This is a genomic window from Brucella sp. HL-2, assembly GCF_025846885.2.
Taxonomy (GTDB): domain Bacteria; phylum Pseudomonadota; class Alphaproteobacteria; order Rhizobiales; family Rhizobiaceae; genus Brucella; species Brucella quorumnocens.
Genome location: NZ_JAOYTK010000003.1, coordinates 261,612 through 277,753, shown reverse-complemented (window position 1 = coordinate 277,753; position 16,142 = coordinate 261,612). Strand labels below are relative to the sequence as shown.

The window sequence follows — 16,142 nt, the reverse complement described above, 5'->3', positions numbered from 1 at the left end:
ATTTATAAATTTGCAAATAGCGAAATGCGAATTTGCAAACATGGCACCGAGAAAACTTTACGTTGGCAGAAAGATCCGTGAGATACGCGAGCAGCATCGGACAACCCAGTCCGGTTTTGCTGAACGCTTAGGTATTTCAACGAGTTATCTGAACCAGATCGAGAACAATCAGCGGCCGGTTTCAGCTGCTGTTTTGCTGGCGCTCGCCGAGAACTACCAGATCGACATTGGTGCGATTTCACTGGGCGATGATGATCGTTTGTTATCCGCTGTATCAGAAGCCTTGGCTGATCCTGTCTTTGATAATTACAAGCCAAATTTGCAGGAACTGAAGCTGATCACGCAGAATGCGCCGGGACTGGCGCATGCGCTGATCGCTTGTCATCAGGCCTATCGGCGCAACAGCGAGCAATTGGCAAGCCTCGATAATCAGCTTGGGCGCGCGCCGTCAGTCGCCGAGCCAGCACCTTATGAAGAAGTGCGCGACTTTTTCCATTTTATCGACAATTACGTCCATGAGATTGATATTGCCGCAGAAAAGCTTGCTGAGAAGCTCGACATTCCAGCGCGGGATATTGGCTTGGCGCTGCCGCAATATATGGAAAGTCATCACCGGGTGCGCGTTGCGCGCGCTGATCCGGATGAGGCTATTCTGCGCCGTTTCGACACTGAAACCCGTATTCTCTATCTCAATCCTTATTCACCTGCTTCGACACGGAATTTCCAGATCGCATTTCAGATTGCAGAACTGGAAATGGAGGAAGTTGTCACAGCAATCGCAAAGCGTGCAGATTTTCGCTCAGCGGAAGCTGTTGAAATTTGCAAAATTGGGCTACGCAATTATTTCGCTGGCGCGTTGATGCTGCCCTATCAGAACTTTTTGTCGGCTGCGAAAGAGCTACGGCATGATCTGGAATTGCTGGCGTCACGTTTTGGAGCCAGCCTTGAACAGGTCGCGCATCGGCTGAGCACCTTGCAGCGCTCCGGCCAGCGCGGCGTGCCTGTGTTTTTTGCGCGTATCGATCGGGCGGGAAATATTACCAAGCGTCACAGTGCGGCAAAGCTGCAATTTGCGCGCTATGGCGCAGCCTGTCCGCTGTGGAATGTGCATCAGGCGTTTGAGACGCCGGGGCGTATTATCCGGCAGCTTGCGGAAACGCCGGACGGTGCGCGCTATCTTTGTGTCGCGACAGAACTCACGAAGAGCGAAGGCGGTTTCAATGCCCCACAGCGCCGCTATGCCATAGCACTTGGCTGCGAGGTGACGCATGCGCAGGACTTTGTCTATGCCGAAGGGCTCGATATCGCCACGCGCTCTGCTTTTGACCCAATAGGTGTTTCTTGCCGCATATGCGAACGCGCTGAATGTGTTCAGCGCGCTGTCCCACCACTCAAAAGCCGCATATCGGTCGATCATGACCGCCGTGGTATTCTGCCCTACAAACTTTTATGAAATCAAAAGCCTGCATGTTCCTTGAGGAATTCGGCTTCATCGTGCGTGGTGTCGCGCCCCAGCACCTTATTGCGGTGCGGGAAGCGGCCGAAGCGTTCGATAATGTCGTGATGCTGACGCGCAAAGCCGAGTGAGGATTCGTCGCCCAGCTTTTCGTAAAGATCGACACAGCGCTTCTGATCACTCAGGTGTTCGCTATGCATGAAAGGCAGATAGAAAAACTGCCGCTGTTCAGCGGACAGTTTGCGATCGAAATCGTGGTCGAGCGCTTGTGCTGCCACATCACGTGCAAGGCCATCGCTTTCAAATGAGCGCGGAGAGCCACGGAACATATTGCGTGGAAACTGATCGAACAGAATGGTCAGCGCGAGTGCGCTTTCCGGCAGTTGTTTCCAGTCTTCGAGCTTGTCAGCGCGCGCGTCTTCATAAGCAGCCAAAAACTTTTCGCGAATTTCCGCGTCGATTTCGTCGCTCTTGGTGAACCAGTTTTCCCGCATCTTTGCGGAGAACCAGAATTCGAGAACGTCTTGGGGTTGAATGGCCATGGCTGCCTCTTTCCGGGTTATGGTGTCTGGTTTGGAGTATCAGGCTGCGGGCAGGGCGGTTCGCCCTTGAAATTGCGCGATGCGCAAGCGAATCGGTCGAACCCTTTGCCCGCATCCATTGCCGCTTTTCCAGCACCGCAGCCGGAAAGAACAGCCAGCGAAATCAATAGGAAAACTTTAGTCATCTGAAGTGTTTCCGGTTTCAATATTGATGCCAATAATAGGCATCGCGGTGCATAGCGGCAATAGAGCGGTTCCGATTAAAACGAGGTGTTGAACCGCTCTAATTATTTGTCTTTACGCGCAACTTCTCCGAAAACTGTTTCACACCTATTTGGACGCGCTTTAGATACAGATATTTGTAATCAACCGCGACCACGATAATTGGGTACTGACTGTTCAGGAATCCAAACATTCTGAGGTGCTGCGCTCGTTTGATAAAACACATCAATCGGGATGCCACCGCGCGGATACCAGTAGCCGCCAATGCGCAACCACTCAGGCTTTAGAAGTTCAACCAGACGCTTTCCGATTGTCACTGTGCAGTCTTCATGGAACGCACCATGATTGCGGAAAGAAAACAGGAAAAGTTTGAGCGATTTGCTTTCAACCAGCCATTCTCCGGGCACATAATCGATCATCAGATGTGCGAAGTCTGGCTGTCCGGTCATGGGGCAGAGCGAGGTGAATTCAGGTGCTGTGAAGCGAACACAATAGGGTGTTCCTGCTTGCGGATTTGCAACGCGTTCAAGAACAGCCTCTTCAGGTGATTGTGGAACTGCCGCGGTTGATCCAAGTTGCTTTAAATCGGAATATATCGTCTTTTCAGACATTTGCGTGCCTTTATGAAAGCCACGGTGCAGTCTTCACGCGTGCATATCACGCGTTTGTCCTTGTTTTAACCGGGTAGGCTGCGACCGGTGGCAGATAGCCAACGGCTCCGATTAGCAGCGTTGATGTCGTGGGTAAAGCCCATAAGAAAACCCGCGCTGTGGAGCGCGGGTTAGTCAGGAGGAGTCTTATCTGAATTAGCGGCGATCAGATAAAGCGCAGCCAATCGCTACACCGATCAAGATGCCCAAGATGCCAGCAGTACCAAATAGGGTCGTTGCTGTGCCGGGATTTTCCTTAACCGTTTCTGCCACTGCCTGACCGCGTTCACGGACTGCCTGCGCTGCATGTCGGAACCGACCGGATGCATCATCCAGAGCGTCTTCGGCGGTATCTCTAAAGTCGCTTGTGCGTGATGCCAAAGACTTTGACAGACGTTTCAGCTCACCGCGCAATTCAGAAACCTGTTGTTCCAGAGCCTGCTGAACGTCGTTAGCTGTTTTGTTATCGGCCATTTCAAACCTCCGTTGGAATTGATGCTGATAAAACGCTCATGCATCGGTTTGGTTCCAATGGGGAAAACAGAAGGTCGGGCGCTAGCTTCCGGTCTTTTTTGAAAAGAACGGCAGAAGGCTAAGGCCACGGCCGATAAAAACGCCACCGATTGCACCCACTGCTTTGAAGACAAAGTCTGCGAATTCTCCATGACGACCCGGAGCTAAGCGTTGAAGCAACTCAAACATGCCTGCGCATCCGACAGTCAATAACAAAACGGCGATCCAGTGGCGTGGATAGGCGAGCGCAAACAGAAAACCGACAAGAACAAAAGCTGCGAAACGTTCAACATCAGCCGGTTCACCGGTAATGGGTCGAAATTGGATCGGGCTTATCGTCACGATAAGAATTATTGCCAGAACCAGCCACGCGGCAAGGCGCAAAAGTCGCGTCATTAAACAAAGGGCCTTCTATTCTGCCGTGTAATTTCCGACAGGTTCGTCCTGATTAGGATCGCCGCAACGCTGATACATCCGATCAGTTATCGTCTTTTTCAATTCATTGCCAAATGGCAATTCATAATGTGCGATAACATCGACACCCATACACCATTTAACGTTCTCCGGAGAGAGACCATAATTGGTTTCTAGGAAGCCAATGGCATAGTTTATGCCTTCTTCGCAGTCACCCGTTGTACAGAAGTTGCCATCTCTCGCCAACTGACGGATCGAACCTTCGCCGATCTTCTGGACAACAGGTTCAACCGCAAAAGGTGCTGCACCGGCAAGCGCAACAATAACCAGTCCAATAAGGGTATATTTTATAGAATGCCGCATGAATCGCTGTCAGTTACCAATCCTGTTGTCACTTCATAACGCATGAGCGGCACTATGATGGCAAGGCTGTGTGATAAATGTGGTGGCTACTTATAGGCAATATTAGCGAATGTGACGGTTTAATATTGACTTTTACGTAAAGGCGGTTGCACAACATTTGCCTGCATATTGCAAGACTGGGATGTCGTAGTGCGCGAATATTATACGATCACGGAGCTGACGCGGGAATTCGGGATATCAACCCGGACACTGCGTTTTTATGAGGATGAGGGGTTGATAGCGCCTGTACGGCGTGGTCGCACGCGCTTGTTCAGGCCGTCTGATCGGCATCTTCTCAAGCAAATCATGCGCGGAAAGCGCCTTGGGTTCTCGATCGCCGAGATCCATGAAATCGTGCAGATGTATCGTGAGCCACCGGGTGAAACTGGCCAGCTCAAGTTACTGATGAAGCGTGTTGAGGAAAAACGAGGCGATCTTCGGCAGAAGCGTCGTGATATTGATGAGACGCTTGCCGAGCTTGATCAGGTGGAAGAAGCCTGCATTGAGCGTTTGGCAGAACTTGGTGTTTCCACCTGATTTAAAGCACATCCCGAAAAGTGTGAAACGGTTTTCGGGAAAGGTGCGCGATACAGCAAAGAATTAAAGCGCAGATCTGATAAAATCAGAACGAAATGCGTTCTAAGGCTGGCTATCTGGCACAGGTGAGCAGATTTCCGCGATTTGCAGAACTGTGCTGTTGTTGTTCTGGTCAGCTTTTCCGCTGAAGACATCGTCAAACAGCTTTGCCTTGTCGAGTTCACTGACAACGCAACCACAAAACTGAGCACAGAGCGCCTCGCTGCCATTCTGCATGCAGGATGATACGCAAGATTGTGTGAACGCTTCACGTGGCGCTGGTCGTGCAGGTGGCATGATCTGAGAAAAGACAAAGACCAACCCGATCAACACCGGCTGGTGGATCAGATAGAATGCGAGGCTATGGCGACCGATGAAAGTCAGTGGTTTTTGCAGAAAACGCGGTGTTATCCCGCCTGAAAGCACTGACAGCCAGTTGAAGCGCTCGAAGATGCGCGCCGCCGCAATACCAAGCAAAACAGCGCCAAACCATGGAAACAGTGGCACATAATCATTGGAACGTGGTGGGACTGTTGAAAGTCCGACCCAGGCAAGCCACATCTGGTTGAAAATATCAGACTGTGCGTAAAGCGGCGCTGTAATGACAAAGGCTGCGACTATGAGAGTTACAACGGCAGGCAGGCGCAGGAACAGCAGGCCAAGCACACTTGCCAGCGCAATTTGGTGCAAAATACCGAAGAAAATGAAGCTATCCGGCGACATATAATATGTTACCGCTGAAATCACAGCTGCCGCTGCCACTATCTGCAACAGACGTTTTCCTACAGCATTCCAGCGAATGGCGCGGCCATGTGCGAGAACGAGGCTGAAACCTACCAGAAACAGGAAGCTTGATGCGATGCAGCGGGCAAAGAGTTTCCAACCACCATGCGCGGTGGTGGCTGGCGCCATATAGCCGAAAAATTCAAGGTCCCAGCCGAAATGATAGATCGCCATCGCAATGAGCGCTAGACCACGCGCTATATCGATGCGCTCCAGCCGCTGACGGCGTGAGGGCGTACCAGTCATCTCAACATTGCTCTGCATATCACGTCCTGGGCATTGGAAATTCGAGTCAGGCAGGTTTTTATCACATGCGATTGCACGGCTATAGTATGTCAGAGAATCGGATTCGTTCGGATTGGATTGAACTGTGAAGTTTGTCGGCGGAGATTGTGTTGTTTTTCAGTGTTTCAAAGCTATTCTGGCTGTTTTTCCAGCCTCTGACCATCATCTTCGTGTTTCTGCTGCTCACACTTTTATTGATTTGGGCAGGGTTTAGAAAACTTGGCCTCGCAACGCTAGTTATTGGCGCTGTTGTCTTGTTTATCAGTGCGTACACAACGCTTGGTTCTGTGCTTCTCGCCCCACTGGAAGATCGCTTTCCTAAACAGGCAGAGCTGCCGCAACGTATCGACGGTATCGTGGTGTTGGGCGGTTACATGAACGGGGATATCAACGCTGGTAGACCGGGATTTGAGCTCAATAGCGCTGCCGACCGTATATTCGAAACAATGCGACTTGCCCGGTTATACCCTGATGCAAAGGTTATTGTATCGGGCGGAGACGGTGCTTTTTTTGAAGAAGCTGTGCCCGAAGCTGATAGCACACGCAGGATGCTGGCTGATCTCGGTTTCTCGGGGGACCGCTTCATTTTCGAGAACAAGTCACGCAATACGGTAGAGAATGCCGAGTTTTCAAAGACACTGGCACAGCCAAAGCCCGGCGAAACATGGCTTCTTGTGACATCGGCATATCACATGCCGCGTTCGATCGGATGTTTCCGCAAGGCCGGTTTCGATGTCGTTGCTTGGCCGGTCGATTACAAGACACCGGCAAAAGAGAGTTTTTCTCTCTATCTCGAATCGCCAAATGAGGCCTTGTCTCGTTTTAGTGTGGCAATGCGCGAGTGGGTGGGGCTGACTGCATACTGGCTAACCGGTAAGACAGATATGCTGTTGCCTCAACCCTGATGCCGCATTTCTGCCGTGACTTTAAAGCTTTTGTTAAGCATACGTGTTGTTAAGGTTCTGATACTAAAACAGTTTTTGAAACGCCGTGAAGTAAGGCGGGTAAAAGCGCCGCATTTCTGCCATTTTTCACAGTTGCGTTTCATCGGCTTCAGGATTATATCTCCGGTAACAGCGTTGTGAAGGACGCTGATTATAAGAGTTGCACAACAAGGTTGTAAAAAATCTCCATGGACGAAACCGTTCAAAAATCCTGCTGGGGCGTTACGCTCTGGGCAGTCGTTGGCCTCGCTACCATCATTCTCATGGCCTACCTTTTCTCCGCTTGATACGGGCGTGATAATTTTTGAAAAGTTGAATGGCTTTTCGGATCGAGCTTCCCATTGAACATCGACAGAACAGACGTTTGCATTCGCACAAGAACGCGACGTGCTGTGGTATTGCGTAAACCGGAAATTTAATGCCGCATTTCGGCATTCTGTTGGCGTTGCTCCTCTCCTACACTATCTGATAATGGTGTAATATTATTGCGTGTGTCTGATGAGCACATGCATGTTAGAGCGTTGTGCACCTTGTAGGGCGCACAAAGGACGCTTTGAACTGTTGAATCACGCATCGTGCTATCCAAAAATCGATTCTGATTTTTGGGCCGTTACAGTAGATTGCACTACCCATTTGTGGGTCGGAATAGGTGTAGAATGTTTCTGTCGGTATTCGATCTCTACAAGATTGGCATTGGGCCTTCGAGTTCACACACGATGGGCCCGATGACGGCCGCTCACATGTTTCTCAATGAGCTGATCAGCGACAATTGGCCGAAGCCAGCCAATGCCAAGGTTTATCGACTAAAGGCCAGCCTTCATGGCTCGCTCGCGTATACCGGCGTTGGACACGCGACAGATCGCGCCGTGGTTCTTGGTCTTTGTGGCTACACACCTGATTCGATCGATCCCGATATCATGGACAGCGAAGTCGAAAAGGTTTCACGCGCGAAGACTGTGCAGCCTGCCGGTCATCCGGCTTATCAGTTTGATCCCAGCACGGATCTGGTTCTTGATCGTAAAACACCTTTGCCAGGTCATGCCAATGGCATGGCTTTCGAGGCTTATGATCGTAGTGACCGCCTGTTGCTCCGCCGCGTCTACTTTTCGATCGGTGGTGGTTTTGTTGTCACAGCAGAAGAAATGAGCCGTGTGCAGACCAGTGGCGGAAAGCGCGAGGAAACGGCTGATGTGCCTTATCCATTCAACAATGCTGCTGAAATGCTGGAGATGGCGCGCGCGAGCGGCCTTTCGATAGCTGACATGAAGCGCGCCAATGAAGAATGCCATATGTCTTGCCTTGATCTGGATGAAGGTCTGGATCGTATCTGGGGCGCAATGCGTGGCTGCATCGAGCGTGGACTGAGCCGCGATGGTATCATGCCGGGTGGTTTGAAGGTTCGCCGCCGCGCCCGCCAGCTTTTTGAACGGCTGGAAGACGATTGGCGCAACAACAAGGTCAATCCGTTGCTCGCCAATGACTGGCTGTCTGTTTATGCGATGGCGGTCAATGAAGAGAATGCGTCAGGTGGTCGTGTTGTGACTGCACCGACCAATGGTGCAGCGGGCGTTGTGCCTGCGGTTCTGCGTTATTATTTGCATTTCCACGACGATGCCGATGAGAAGGGCATTCGCGATTTTCTGCTGACGTCTGCGGCTATCGGTGGTGTGATCAAGCACAATGCGTCTATTTCGGGCGCAGAAGTCGGTTGTCAGGGCGAGGTCGGTTCGGCGTCGGCTATGGCAGCAGCCGGTCTTGCAGCCGTTCTTGGTGGTTCTCCGGAGCAGATCGAGAATGCTGCTGAAATCGCTCTTGAGCATCATCTTGGCATGACCTGCGATCCTGTGGGCGGGCTTGTTCAGGTTCCTTGCATAGAGCGCAATGCGCTGGGCGCTGTTAAAGCTGTCACTGCTGCATCGCTGGCAGTTAAAGGCGATGGTCAGCATTTTGTGCCGCTTGATGCTTGTATCGAAACCATGCGTCAGACAGGTCATGATATGAGCGAACGTTACAAGGAAACCAGTCAAGGCGGTTTGGCTGTCAATGTGGTTGCCTGCTGAGGATAACGTTCTTATCACTTGAAGCTCTTATTCAGCTTGGCTAAATCAGCTCCATGGCACTTAATCTCGTCAAACTCTGCGTCGGCTGCGACAGCATCGAAGATCTCGCGGCCTGGATTGATTTCAGGCTGGCCGAGCAGCGTGCTGCCGGGCTCGTTCCAGAACAGTTTCACACCACACGAATGGTTCCCAAGCGTGTCGATGAACTACTGGAAGGTGGTTCGCTCTACTGGGTGATCAAGGGCAATGTACAATGCCGTCAGCGCCTGCTGGATATCCGCCCTTTTACCGATGAGCAGGGTATTAACCGCTGTCATCTTATGCTCGAGCCAAAGATCCACCCGACCCAATGGCAGCCGCGGCGTGCGTTTCAGGGCTGGCGCTATCTCGCTGAAAATGAGGTTCCGCTGGATGAAGCTGCCGGAAAATCGGGTAGGGCAGCTTTGCCGTCCGAGCTGCGGCAGGAGCTTGCAGCACTGGGGCTGCTCTAACAACGATAAGCCCCGGATGTCTGAGGCTTATCGCATATTTGAAACCTTATAACGATGCTAAAGGCTCGTTACGTTGGTTTTCTACTTAGGTTATTTCTTATTGTTGTCGCTGCTGTGATCCTGCGTAGCTCCCAAAATGCAGAATGGCTTTAACAACCCTTGTTCTTCACATTTCCGCTCACGTTCACACATTGCAGGGTCAGTAGCCATAGAACATGCGTTAGCCATCCCTGTACTAAATGAAGCGATAGCAACGGTAATAATAAAAATATTCTTTGTCATGAAAACTCCTTTTTACAAGGCGGCTTAATTTCATGAGTTCACGTTCGGTGCAATTACTACTTTTAATTAATTAGTTAATCGCAACGCACAGATAGCAGTTAATAGTGACCGAAATAATATTCAACATTGCAACTTGTCATCGGTCAGTAATTTTTACTCTGAAAGACGAAGTTTTATGAAAAAATAGGCCCGCCATAAATGGCAGGCCTATTTGTTTTAGCTTGTAACGTCCTCAGCTTTCGATGGTGAGACGTACTGAAACTTTGTCTGATGTGACCGGTAAGGTCATACGCATCATTGTGCGCGGCTGCATCATGCGGCGGTTGCGAGCGGCATGGCTTACCAGTAATCCAACCAGATCGCGGGTATGGAAACCTTTGCCGTGACGCACGTCCGCAATGCGAATCGCCGCCTGCTTCAAAGCCTGAACAGAAAACAGGGAACCCAGACCTGAGGGACGAGGTGCCTGTTCGGCCCATGTACTGGACTTCAGGGCATATTGTCCGATTGGTTCATTCATATTCGACATCTCGAAACCCTCTACGCAATACAAATTTCGGGTTTAAAGCGGTGCAAGAGAGGTATCCCTCCTGCGTTCGGATTGTTCTCTTGTCGCATCGTCCCATGCAAAACCGCTTCGCGCTTTTGCTGGAAATGCTTTTAGTTTGCGACTGCGTAGCAGCCAAAGTTCTTCTTTTTCAGTGATGCGCATGCATCCCATGCAGCCTGCTTCGAGGAGAAGCCAACAAAGCGTGCACGGTAGAAAGTGGAGCTGCCCTTGGTGAAGGTTTCTGTATAAGGCGATGCAGAGCGCAACGAACCACCAACCGAAGCCGAAGCTTTGGCGAGCATGTCGCGTGCCTGACCTTCACTTGGAAGCGAGCCGACCTGGATTGCCCAGCCACCGCTTGCAGGGGCCGATGCAGTCGTAACGGGATCAATGTCGTGAGCCGGTGCGGCAGGAACCGCTGCCTTTGGCGTGGGGCGAACCGCTGCTTGCGCTGCCATTGCTGCTGGACGCTGCGTTGGTGCTGCGAGAGCCAGAACCTGTGGCTGATCGACGTCGCCTTCACCGCTTTCGTTGTTGATGACGTCAGCAACTTCATTGATCTGACGTGCAACCGGAACTGGCGCATTACGTGCCTTTGGAAGATCGACAGATGCAACGACTTGTGGAACTTCACCGCGCATTGCGACGAGTGGTTCGGAAACACGGCCACGCGTGGCTGCAGGCAGATACTTGCGGATTAGCTGGGTCATGTGGGCGTCACGGCTTGCGCCAGTGTTACCACCCATGACAACCGCAACCAGACGACGGCCATCGAGATTGACCGAAGAGGCAAGGTTGTAGCCGGATGCATTGGTGTAACCGGTCTTGATGCCGTCAACACCTTCAACGCGGCCGAGCAAACGGTTGTGACCGTTGATTGTCTGACCACGGAATACGAAATTGCGGCGCGAGAAATATGAGAATTCCTGCGGGAAATGCTGACGAAGCGCAATGCTGAGGATTGCCATGTCGCGGGCAGTGGTCTGCTGGGACATGTTTGGCAGGCCAGATGCGTTGCGGAATGTGGTGTTGCTCATGCCAAGACGACGGGCTTTGGTCGTCATCATCTGGGCGAAACGTTCTTCAGAACCACCGAGGAATTCGCCGGATGCCGTGGCAACGTCATTGGCAGACTTTGTCACCATGGCAAGGATGGCATCTTCAACGCGAATGCTCTGACCCGGCTTGAAGCCGATCTTTGTCGGAGGACGTGCGGCAGCATAGGCGGAGATCGGAATGCGGGTATCTTTGTTGATGCGACCGGATTTCATTGCTTCAAAAAGCATATACATGGTCATCATCTTGGTGAGCGACGCGGGATACCGCTTTGCGTCTGCATTGGATGCAAACAGCGTTTTACCTGTGTTCGCGTCAATCACGATCGCGGCATACCGATCGCTAGCTGCAACGGCTGGCACTGTTGTAGAGGCTGTGGAACAGCCTGTTACGACAGCGAGAAGAAGGGTGGCTTGCGCCGCTCTTTTCAAGGCGTATGCGACTTTACTGAATGCGGTACGCACGATGATGACCTGCCTGTATCCCGGTTTTTTTGAACTGCGGCGCAAAGGGCACACAGCAATCTAATTCCGTGACCTTACTGTCATCAGCGTTACCAATCCGTTTATGGTAACCGACTTATTCATAAAATTTGAAAAAAATTGCCTGTCAGATTTTTCGGCTGAGCCGTGAATTCCGCTGAAGCGACATGGTTTGCCTTTCGGGGACTGGAATTTCCCGATAAACTTATCGAGATAATTGTGCCAATGCTGCAGCTTGCAATAAGTCTCGGTTGCAAGTGTCGTCGAAGGGCTTAAAATCACCGCATGACGCCCTACATATATGGGCAAGCAGGCAGATAGTAAGGTCCAGATGTCTGGACCAGGAACTGGGCATTGGGTGATAGTTTTCATGCGGCATTCTAATCCAGTCATGCAGAGCAAGACCAACGGCGGGAACGGACCGGATAACGGTACCGTGGTGGTCACGCGTACGCAGCCGAAAACAAAGAAGCCAAGCCTCTATCGCGTCCTGCTTCTCAATGATGACTATACTCCCATGGAGTTTGTCATTCATGTCCTGCAACGTTTTTTTCAAAAGAACATGGACGATGCGACGCGTATAATGTTGCATGTTCATAACCACGGTGTCGGCGAGTGCGGCGTATTTACATACGAAGTTGCTGAGACCAAGGTTAGTCAGGTCATGGATTTTGCCCGCCAAAACCAGCATCCATTACAATGTGTAATGGAGAAAAAGTGAGGTCATATGCCATCGTTTTCTCCCAGCCTTGAAAGGGCGCTGCATCAAGCGCTTACCATCGCGAACGAGCGGCATCACGAGTATGCGACGCTCGAACACCTTTTGCTTGCCCTGATCGACGATCAGGATGCAGGCGCAGTGATGCGCGCCTGTAACGTCGATCTGGAGTACCTCAAACGGATCGTTACAGATTACATCGACCGTGAACTGGATAATCTCGTCACCGGCTATGATGAGGATTCCAAACCTACGGCCGCTTTCCAGCGCGTGATTCAGCGCGCAGTTATCCACGTCCAATCTTCAAACCGTGAGGAAGTGACGGGCGCCAATGTGCTCGTCGCCATTTTCGCGGAGCGTGAAAGCCATGCTGCTTACTTCCTCCAGGAACAGCAGATGACGCGTTATGATGCCGTCAATTATATTTCGCACGGCATTTCGAAGCGTACACAGAGTAGCGAGCCACGCACGCCGCGCGGTGCGGAAAGCGCCAGCGAAGAACGCACAAGCGTAGAGCCGGAAGAAGGCACAAAGAAAAAGCAGGATGCTCTTTCTGCCTATTGCGTCAATCTGAATGAAAAAGCCAAATCCGGGCGTATCGATCCGCTGATTGGTCGTGACAGTGAAATCAGCCGCACTATTCAGGTTCTTTGCCGTCGGTCCAAGAACAACCCACTCTACGTGGGTGATCCTGGGGTCGGTAAGACTGCGATTGCCGAAGGTCTGGCCAAGCGTATCGTTGAGGGCGAAGTGCCTGAAGCGCTCGCTGATGCCACAATCTTTTCGCTCGACATGGGTACGCTGCTTGCAGGGACCCGCTATCGCGGCGATTTCGAAGAGCGCTTGAAACAGGTTGTGAAAGAGCTCGAAGATTATCCGGGCGCGGTTCTGTTTATTGACGAAATTCATACGGTGATTGGCGCAGGCGCCACGTCGGGCGGTGCAATGGATGCATCGAACTTGCTGAAGCCTGCTCTGTCTTCCGGCGCAATCCGTTGCATCGGTTCGACCACCTATAAGGAATATCGTCAGTTCTTCGAGAAAGACCGGGCACTGGTTCGTCGTTTCCAGAAGATTGACGTCAATGAGCCGTCGATCCCGGATGCCATTGAAATCATGAAGGGTTTGAAACCGTATTTTGAAGACTTCCATAAAGTCAAATATACGGGTGATGCCATCAAGTCTGCGGTGGAGCTTTCTGCACGCTACATCTCTGACCGCAAGTTACCGGACAAGGCCATCGACGTGATCGATGAAACTGGTGCAAGCCAGATGCTTCTGCCGGAAAACAAACGAAAGAAGACAATCGGCGTCAAGGAAATCGAAGCAACCATTGCCACCATGGCTCGGATTCCACCCAAATCGGTTTCCAAGGATGATGAGGTTGTGCTTTCGCATCTTGATGCGGAACTCAAGCGCGTCGTCTATGGTCAGGATCTGGCAATTGAAGCGCTTTCGGCTGCCATCAAGCTTGCTCGTGCAGGCTTGCGTGAGCCGGATAAGCCAATTGGTTCCTATCTGTTCTCCGGCCCGACAGGTGTCGGTAAGACAGAAGTTGCCAAGCAGCTTGCGTCTTCGCTGGGCGTGGAACTGCTTCGATTCGACATGTCCGAGTATATGGAACGCCACACCGTATCGCGTTTGATCGGTGCGCCTCCCGGCTATGTCGGCTTCGATCAAGGAGGTCTTCTGACTGATGGCGTCGATCAGCATCCGCATTGCGTGTTGCTGCTCGATGAAATCGAGAAGGCACATCCAGACCTTTACAATATTTTGTTGCAGGTTATGGATCATGGTTCGCTGACCGATCACAACGGCAAGAAGATCGACTTTCGCAACGTCATTCTGATCATGACCACCAATGCCGGTGCTGCTGATATGGCAAAGGCCGCGATTGGATTTGGTTCGACGCGACGCGAAGGCGACGATATGGAAGCGATCAACCGGCTGTTTACGCCGGAATTCCGCAACCGTCTCGATGCAATTGTGCCATTCGGCCCGCTGCCTGTTCCGGTCATTCATCAGGTTGTGCAGAAATTTGTGCTTCAGCTTGAGGCCCAGCTTGCAGAACGTGGTGTTACTTTTGAGCTAACCGAAGCTGCGATCGCCTGGCTTGCGGACAAGGGTTATGACGAACGTATGGGCGCACGTCCTCTGGCTCGTGTTATCCAGGAGCACATCAAGAAGCCGTTGGCTAATGAAGTGCTGTTTGGCAAGCTTAAGCATGGTGGAATGGTTCGTGTTGATGTAACGACCAAAGACGACGGCAAGACCGATCTCGTGCTTGAAAGTGTCGCTGATAAGCCTGTGAAGCCTAAGAAGGATATTCCTCCGGAGAAGAAGCTTCCACAGCGCAAGAAAGCTGCACCGAAAAAGGCCGAGAAGGAAAAGGTATTGGCTGGCAAGGATGAAGAAGTCTCGGCCAAGCCAGCAACCAAAGCCACGACGGCAAAGTCGTCGGTACCTAAAGTGCCGCGCAAGAAATAAACTTTACGGAAAGGCCCTTCTTTGGAAGGGCCTTTTTCATTTTAAGTGCTTTTGATTGGACAGATCGCGCTAAATGCAGGTGCTCTTTTTTGCGTCCTGTTCTATTTTTAAGATATGTCTTCGAGTCGCTCCCTCAGTTCTAAGCATCAGTCAGCCGAACAAACTAGCTCCTTGGGTTGGTTTTTTCGTGGGACGCGTCGCATAATCAGCGTACCAGCAATATTGCTGATGAGCTCCTTCATTGGCTTTGCAGGATTGGCGATTGAAAGCGGCATAACCGTCGGGCAGGCAGTCTTCATGACGCTGACCATCTGGGCGCTACCGGCCAAAGTGGTTCTGATCGGTGCAATCAGCGCTGGTGCTTCGATCCCCGCGGCAGCACTCGCCGTCGGATTGTCTTCGGTTCGTTTGATGCCAATGGTTGTCGCACTTCTGCCAGAGCTGAAGGGGCCGAAGACCCGAAAACTCACGCTCGCAGCGCTCTGCCATTTTGTGGCAGTTACGGCCTGGGTCATGGCAATGGAGGAATTGCGCAACGTTCCGCGCGATATGCGTACAAGCTACTTTGCAGGAATTGGCACGGTCCTTGTTGGCACAAATGCGCTGGTCGTCGCGGTGGTTTATTTGCTTTCAGCGTCATTTCCGCCGGTGGTGTTTGCGGCACTATTCATGCTCACACCGATGTATTTTCTGACATCGCTTTGGCGTTCGGCTCGCGAGCGGGCAGGGCAGATTGCCATGGTTTCGGGGATCGTGTTGTTCCCGATTTTTCATCAGTTCGCGCCGGGTTACGATTTGTTGATGACGGGTGTCGCGGGCGGGGTGATTGCATTTGCTTTCCATCGGTCACGTAATTCCAGCAAGGATGTGGCCAAATGAACTGGGGTAGTTTTTCCGACTGGTGGTGGCCGTTTACCTTCATCCTGCTTGCAGGCGCGCTTCCGACTTATATTTTTCGCGTGATGGGTGTGATCGTTGGTGGTCGAGTACGCGAAGATTCGGAAGTGCTGGTGTTTGTTCGCTGTGTCGCCACAGCACTTGTCGCAGGCGTGATCGCGCAACTTATTCTGTACCCGAACGGGGAGCTTGCAAACTCCCCGATGTGGTTGCGGGTTGGATCAGCTGCGGCTGGCTTTGCAGCCTATCTCATTGCAGGAAAGCGCCTGCTTGTGGGCATCTTGGTTGCCGAAGTGCTGCTGATAACTGGACTTTTAAGCTTATAAAGCCGT

19 protein-coding genes are annotated in these 16,142 nt (G+C 51.7%); 9 read left to right on the top strand and 10 right to left on the bottom strand.

Annotated elements, in window-relative coordinates; all coding sequences use genetic code 11:
- Positions 1–40: 40 nt before the first annotated feature.
- Positions 41–1,453: an XRE family transcriptional regulator gene (locus OIV19_RS07180; protein ID WP_264231080.1), complete on the top strand. Its 1,413-nt coding sequence runs from the start codon at positions 41–43 to the stop codon at positions 1,451–1,453.
- Between the two features lie 2 nt (positions 1,454–1,455).
- On the opposite strand, the gene OIV19_RS07175 is transcribed toward OIV19_RS07180, so the two are convergent.
- The 6 genes from OIV19_RS07175 to OIV19_RS07150 form a co-directional block, all read right to left on the bottom strand.
- Positions 1,456–1,998: a DUF924 family protein gene (locus tag OIV19_RS07175; protein ID WP_095446781.1), complete on the bottom strand. Its 543-nt coding sequence runs from the start codon at positions 1,996–1,998 to the stop codon at positions 1,456–1,458.
- A 17-nt stretch (positions 1,999–2,015) separates the two neighbouring features.
- Positions 2,016–2,183 carry a hypothetical protein gene (locus OIV19_RS07170; RefSeq protein WP_167388300.1) on the bottom strand — a complete coding sequence of 56 codons (168 nt, stop codon included), beginning with the start codon at positions 2,181–2,183 and terminating at the stop codon, positions 2,016–2,018.
- Positions 2,184–2,363: 180 nt separating this feature from the next.
- Positions 2,364–2,831 (bottom strand): preQ(1) synthase, encoded by a 468-nt coding sequence (gene queF / locus OIV19_RS07165; protein WP_264231079.1) that lies wholly within the window; start codon positions 2,829–2,831, stop codon positions 2,364–2,366.
- A gap of 195 nt (positions 2,832–3,026) precedes the next feature.
- Positions 3,027–3,344 (bottom strand): ElaB/YgaM/YqjD family protein, encoded by a 318-nt coding sequence (locus tag OIV19_RS07160; RefSeq protein WP_095446779.1) that lies wholly within the window; start codon positions 3,342–3,344, stop codon positions 3,027–3,029.
- Between the two features lie 81 nt (positions 3,345–3,425).
- Positions 3,426–3,779: a VanZ family protein gene (locus tag OIV19_RS07155; RefSeq protein WP_095446778.1), complete on the bottom strand. Its 354-nt coding sequence runs from the start codon at positions 3,777–3,779 to the stop codon at positions 3,426–3,428.
- Positions 3,780–3,794: 15 nt separating this feature from the next.
- Positions 3,795–4,160 carry a hypothetical protein gene (locus OIV19_RS07150; protein ID WP_264231078.1) on the bottom strand — a complete coding sequence of 122 codons (366 nt, stop codon included), beginning with the start codon at positions 4,158–4,160 and terminating at the stop codon, positions 3,795–3,797.
- Positions 4,161–4,349: 189 nt separating this feature from the next.
- Between OIV19_RS07150 and OIV19_RS07145 the strand changes: the two genes are divergently transcribed.
- Positions 4,350–4,736 carry a MerR family transcriptional regulator gene (locus OIV19_RS07145; RefSeq protein WP_024897062.1) on the top strand — a complete coding sequence of 129 codons (387 nt, stop codon included), beginning with the start codon at positions 4,350–4,352 and terminating at the stop codon, positions 4,734–4,736.
- A gap of 102 nt (positions 4,737–4,838) precedes the next feature.
- On the opposite strand, the gene OIV19_RS07140 is transcribed toward OIV19_RS07145, so the two are convergent.
- The gene (locus tag OIV19_RS07140) at positions 4,839–5,804 is read right to left on the bottom strand and encodes an acetyltransferase domain-containing protein (protein WP_264231151.1); all 966 of its coding nucleotides are present in this window, start codon (positions 5,802–5,804) and stop codon (positions 4,839–4,841) included.
- A gap of 149 nt (positions 5,805–5,953) precedes the next feature.
- On the opposite strand from OIV19_RS07140, the gene OIV19_RS07135 reads away from it, so the two are divergent.
- The 3 genes from OIV19_RS07135 (at position 5,954) to OIV19_RS07125 (ending at position 9,338) form a co-directional block, all read left to right on the top strand.
- Positions 5,954–6,748: a YdcF family protein gene (locus tag OIV19_RS07135; RefSeq protein ID WP_095446776.1), complete on the top strand. Its 795-nt coding sequence runs from the start codon at positions 5,954–5,956 to the stop codon at positions 6,746–6,748.
- Between the two features lie 695 nt (positions 6,749–7,443).
- Positions 7,444–8,847, top strand: a complete 1,404-nt coding sequence (locus OIV19_RS07130) for an L-serine ammonia-lyase (protein ID WP_264231077.1) — start codon at positions 7,444–7,446, stop codon at positions 8,845–8,847.
- Between the two features lie 53 nt (positions 8,848–8,900).
- The gene (locus tag OIV19_RS07125) at positions 8,901–9,338 is read left to right on the top strand and encodes a DUF1489 family protein (protein WP_151093632.1); all 438 of its coding nucleotides are present in this window, start codon (positions 8,901–8,903) and stop codon (positions 9,336–9,338) included.
- Positions 9,339–9,428: 90 nt separating this feature from the next.
- Here the strand turns inward: OIV19_RS07125 and OIV19_RS07120 are convergent, their stop codons facing one another.
- The 3 genes from OIV19_RS07120 to OIV19_RS07110 all read right to left on the bottom strand — a co-directional run bounded on the left by OIV19_RS07120 (position 9,429) and on the right by OIV19_RS07110 (position 11,690).
- Positions 9,429–9,620, bottom strand: a complete 192-nt coding sequence (locus OIV19_RS07120; protein ID WP_264231076.1) for a hypothetical protein — start codon at positions 9,618–9,620, stop codon at positions 9,429–9,431.
- Positions 9,621–9,852: 232 nt separating this feature from the next.
- Positions 9,853–10,149, bottom strand: coding sequence for a hypothetical protein (locus OIV19_RS07115; protein WP_151093634.1), 297 nt, complete (start codon positions 10,147–10,149; stop codon positions 9,853–9,855).
- Between the two features lie 131 nt (positions 10,150–10,280).
- Complete coding sequence (locus OIV19_RS07110; RefSeq protein ID WP_095447911.1) at positions 10,281–11,690, bottom strand: D-alanyl-D-alanine carboxypeptidase; 1,410 nt, start codon at positions 11,688–11,690, stop codon at positions 10,281–10,283.
- A gap of 388 nt (positions 11,691–12,078) precedes the next feature.
- On the opposite strand from OIV19_RS07110, the gene clpS reads away from it, so the two are divergent.
- The 4 genes from clpS (at position 12,079) to OIV19_RS07090 (ending at position 16,136) form a co-directional block, all read left to right on the top strand.
- Entirely contained in the window at positions 12,079–12,429 is a 351-nt protein-coding gene (clpS, locus tag OIV19_RS07105) for an ATP-dependent Clp protease adapter ClpS (RefSeq protein WP_024897070.1), read from the top strand.
- Positions 12,430–12,435: 6 nt separating this feature from the next.
- Positions 12,436–14,913: an ATP-dependent Clp protease ATP-binding subunit ClpA gene (clpA, locus tag OIV19_RS07100; protein ID WP_264231075.1), complete on the top strand. Its 2,478-nt coding sequence runs from the start codon at positions 12,436–12,438 to the stop codon at positions 14,911–14,913.
- Between the two features lie 228 nt (positions 14,914–15,141).
- Positions 15,142–15,792, top strand: a complete 651-nt coding sequence (locus OIV19_RS07095) for an AzlC family ABC transporter permease (protein ID WP_095446771.1) — start codon at positions 15,142–15,144, stop codon at positions 15,790–15,792.
- Positions 15,789–16,136 (top strand): AzlD domain-containing protein, encoded by a 348-nt coding sequence (locus OIV19_RS07090; RefSeq protein WP_095446770.1) that lies wholly within the window; start codon positions 15,789–15,791, stop codon positions 16,134–16,136. The genes OIV19_RS07095 and OIV19_RS07090 overlap by 4 nt, the downstream gene beginning before the upstream one ends.
- Positions 16,137–16,142: the final 6 nt, after the last annotated feature.

Bases quoted from the DNA above. Each gene is read 5' to 3' on its own strand.
- OIV19_RS07180 (WP_264231080.1), top strand. From the start codon at position 41: ATGGCACCGAGAAAACTTTACGTTGGCAGAAAGATCCGTGAGATACGC.
- OIV19_RS07175 (WP_095446781.1), bottom strand. From the start codon at position 1,998: ATGGCCATTCAACCCCAAGACGTTCTCGAATTCTGGTTCTCCGCAAAG.
- OIV19_RS07170 (WP_167388300.1), bottom strand. From the start codon at position 2,183: ATGACTAAAGTTTTCCTATTGATTTCGCTGGCTGTTCTTTCCGGCTGC.
- queF (WP_264231079.1), bottom strand. From the start codon at position 2,831: ATGTCTGAAAAGACGATATATTCCGATTTAAAGCAACTTGGATCAACC.
- OIV19_RS07160 (WP_095446779.1), bottom strand. From the start codon at position 3,344: ATGGCCGATAACAAAACAGCTAACGACGTTCAGCAGGCTCTGGAACAA.
- OIV19_RS07155 (WP_095446778.1), bottom strand. From the start codon at position 3,779: ATGACGCGACTTTTGCGCCTTGCCGCGTGGCTGGTTCTGGCAATAATT.
- OIV19_RS07150 (WP_264231078.1), bottom strand. From the start codon at position 4,160: ATGCGGCATTCTATAAAATATACCCTTATTGGACTGGTTATTGTTGCG.
- OIV19_RS07140 (WP_264231151.1), bottom strand. From the start codon at position 5,804: ATGACTGGTACGCCCTCACGCCGTCAGCGGCTGGAGCGCATCGATATA.
- OIV19_RS07130 (WP_264231077.1), top strand. From the start codon at position 7,444: ATGTTTCTGTCGGTATTCGATCTCTACAAGATTGGCATTGGGCCTTCG.
- OIV19_RS07125 (WP_151093632.1), top strand. From the start codon at position 8,901: ATGGCACTTAATCTCGTCAAACTCTGCGTCGGCTGCGACAGCATCGAA.
- OIV19_RS07120 (WP_264231076.1), bottom strand. From the start codon at position 9,620: ATGACAAAGAATATTTTTATTATTACCGTTGCTATCGCTTCATTTAGT.
- OIV19_RS07115 (WP_151093634.1), bottom strand. From the start codon at position 10,149: ATGTCGAATATGAATGAACCAATCGGACAATATGCCCTGAAGTCCAGT.
- clpS (WP_024897070.1), top strand. From the start codon at position 12,079: ATGCGGCATTCTAATCCAGTCATGCAGAGCAAGACCAACGGCGGGAAC.
- clpA (WP_264231075.1), top strand. From the start codon at position 12,436: ATGCCATCGTTTTCTCCCAGCCTTGAAAGGGCGCTGCATCAAGCGCTT.
- OIV19_RS07095 (WP_095446771.1), top strand. From the start codon at position 15,142: ATGAGCTCCTTCATTGGCTTTGCAGGATTGGCGATTGAAAGCGGCATA.
- OIV19_RS07090 (WP_095446770.1), top strand. From the start codon at position 15,789: ATGAACTGGGGTAGTTTTTCCGACTGGTGGTGGCCGTTTACCTTCATC.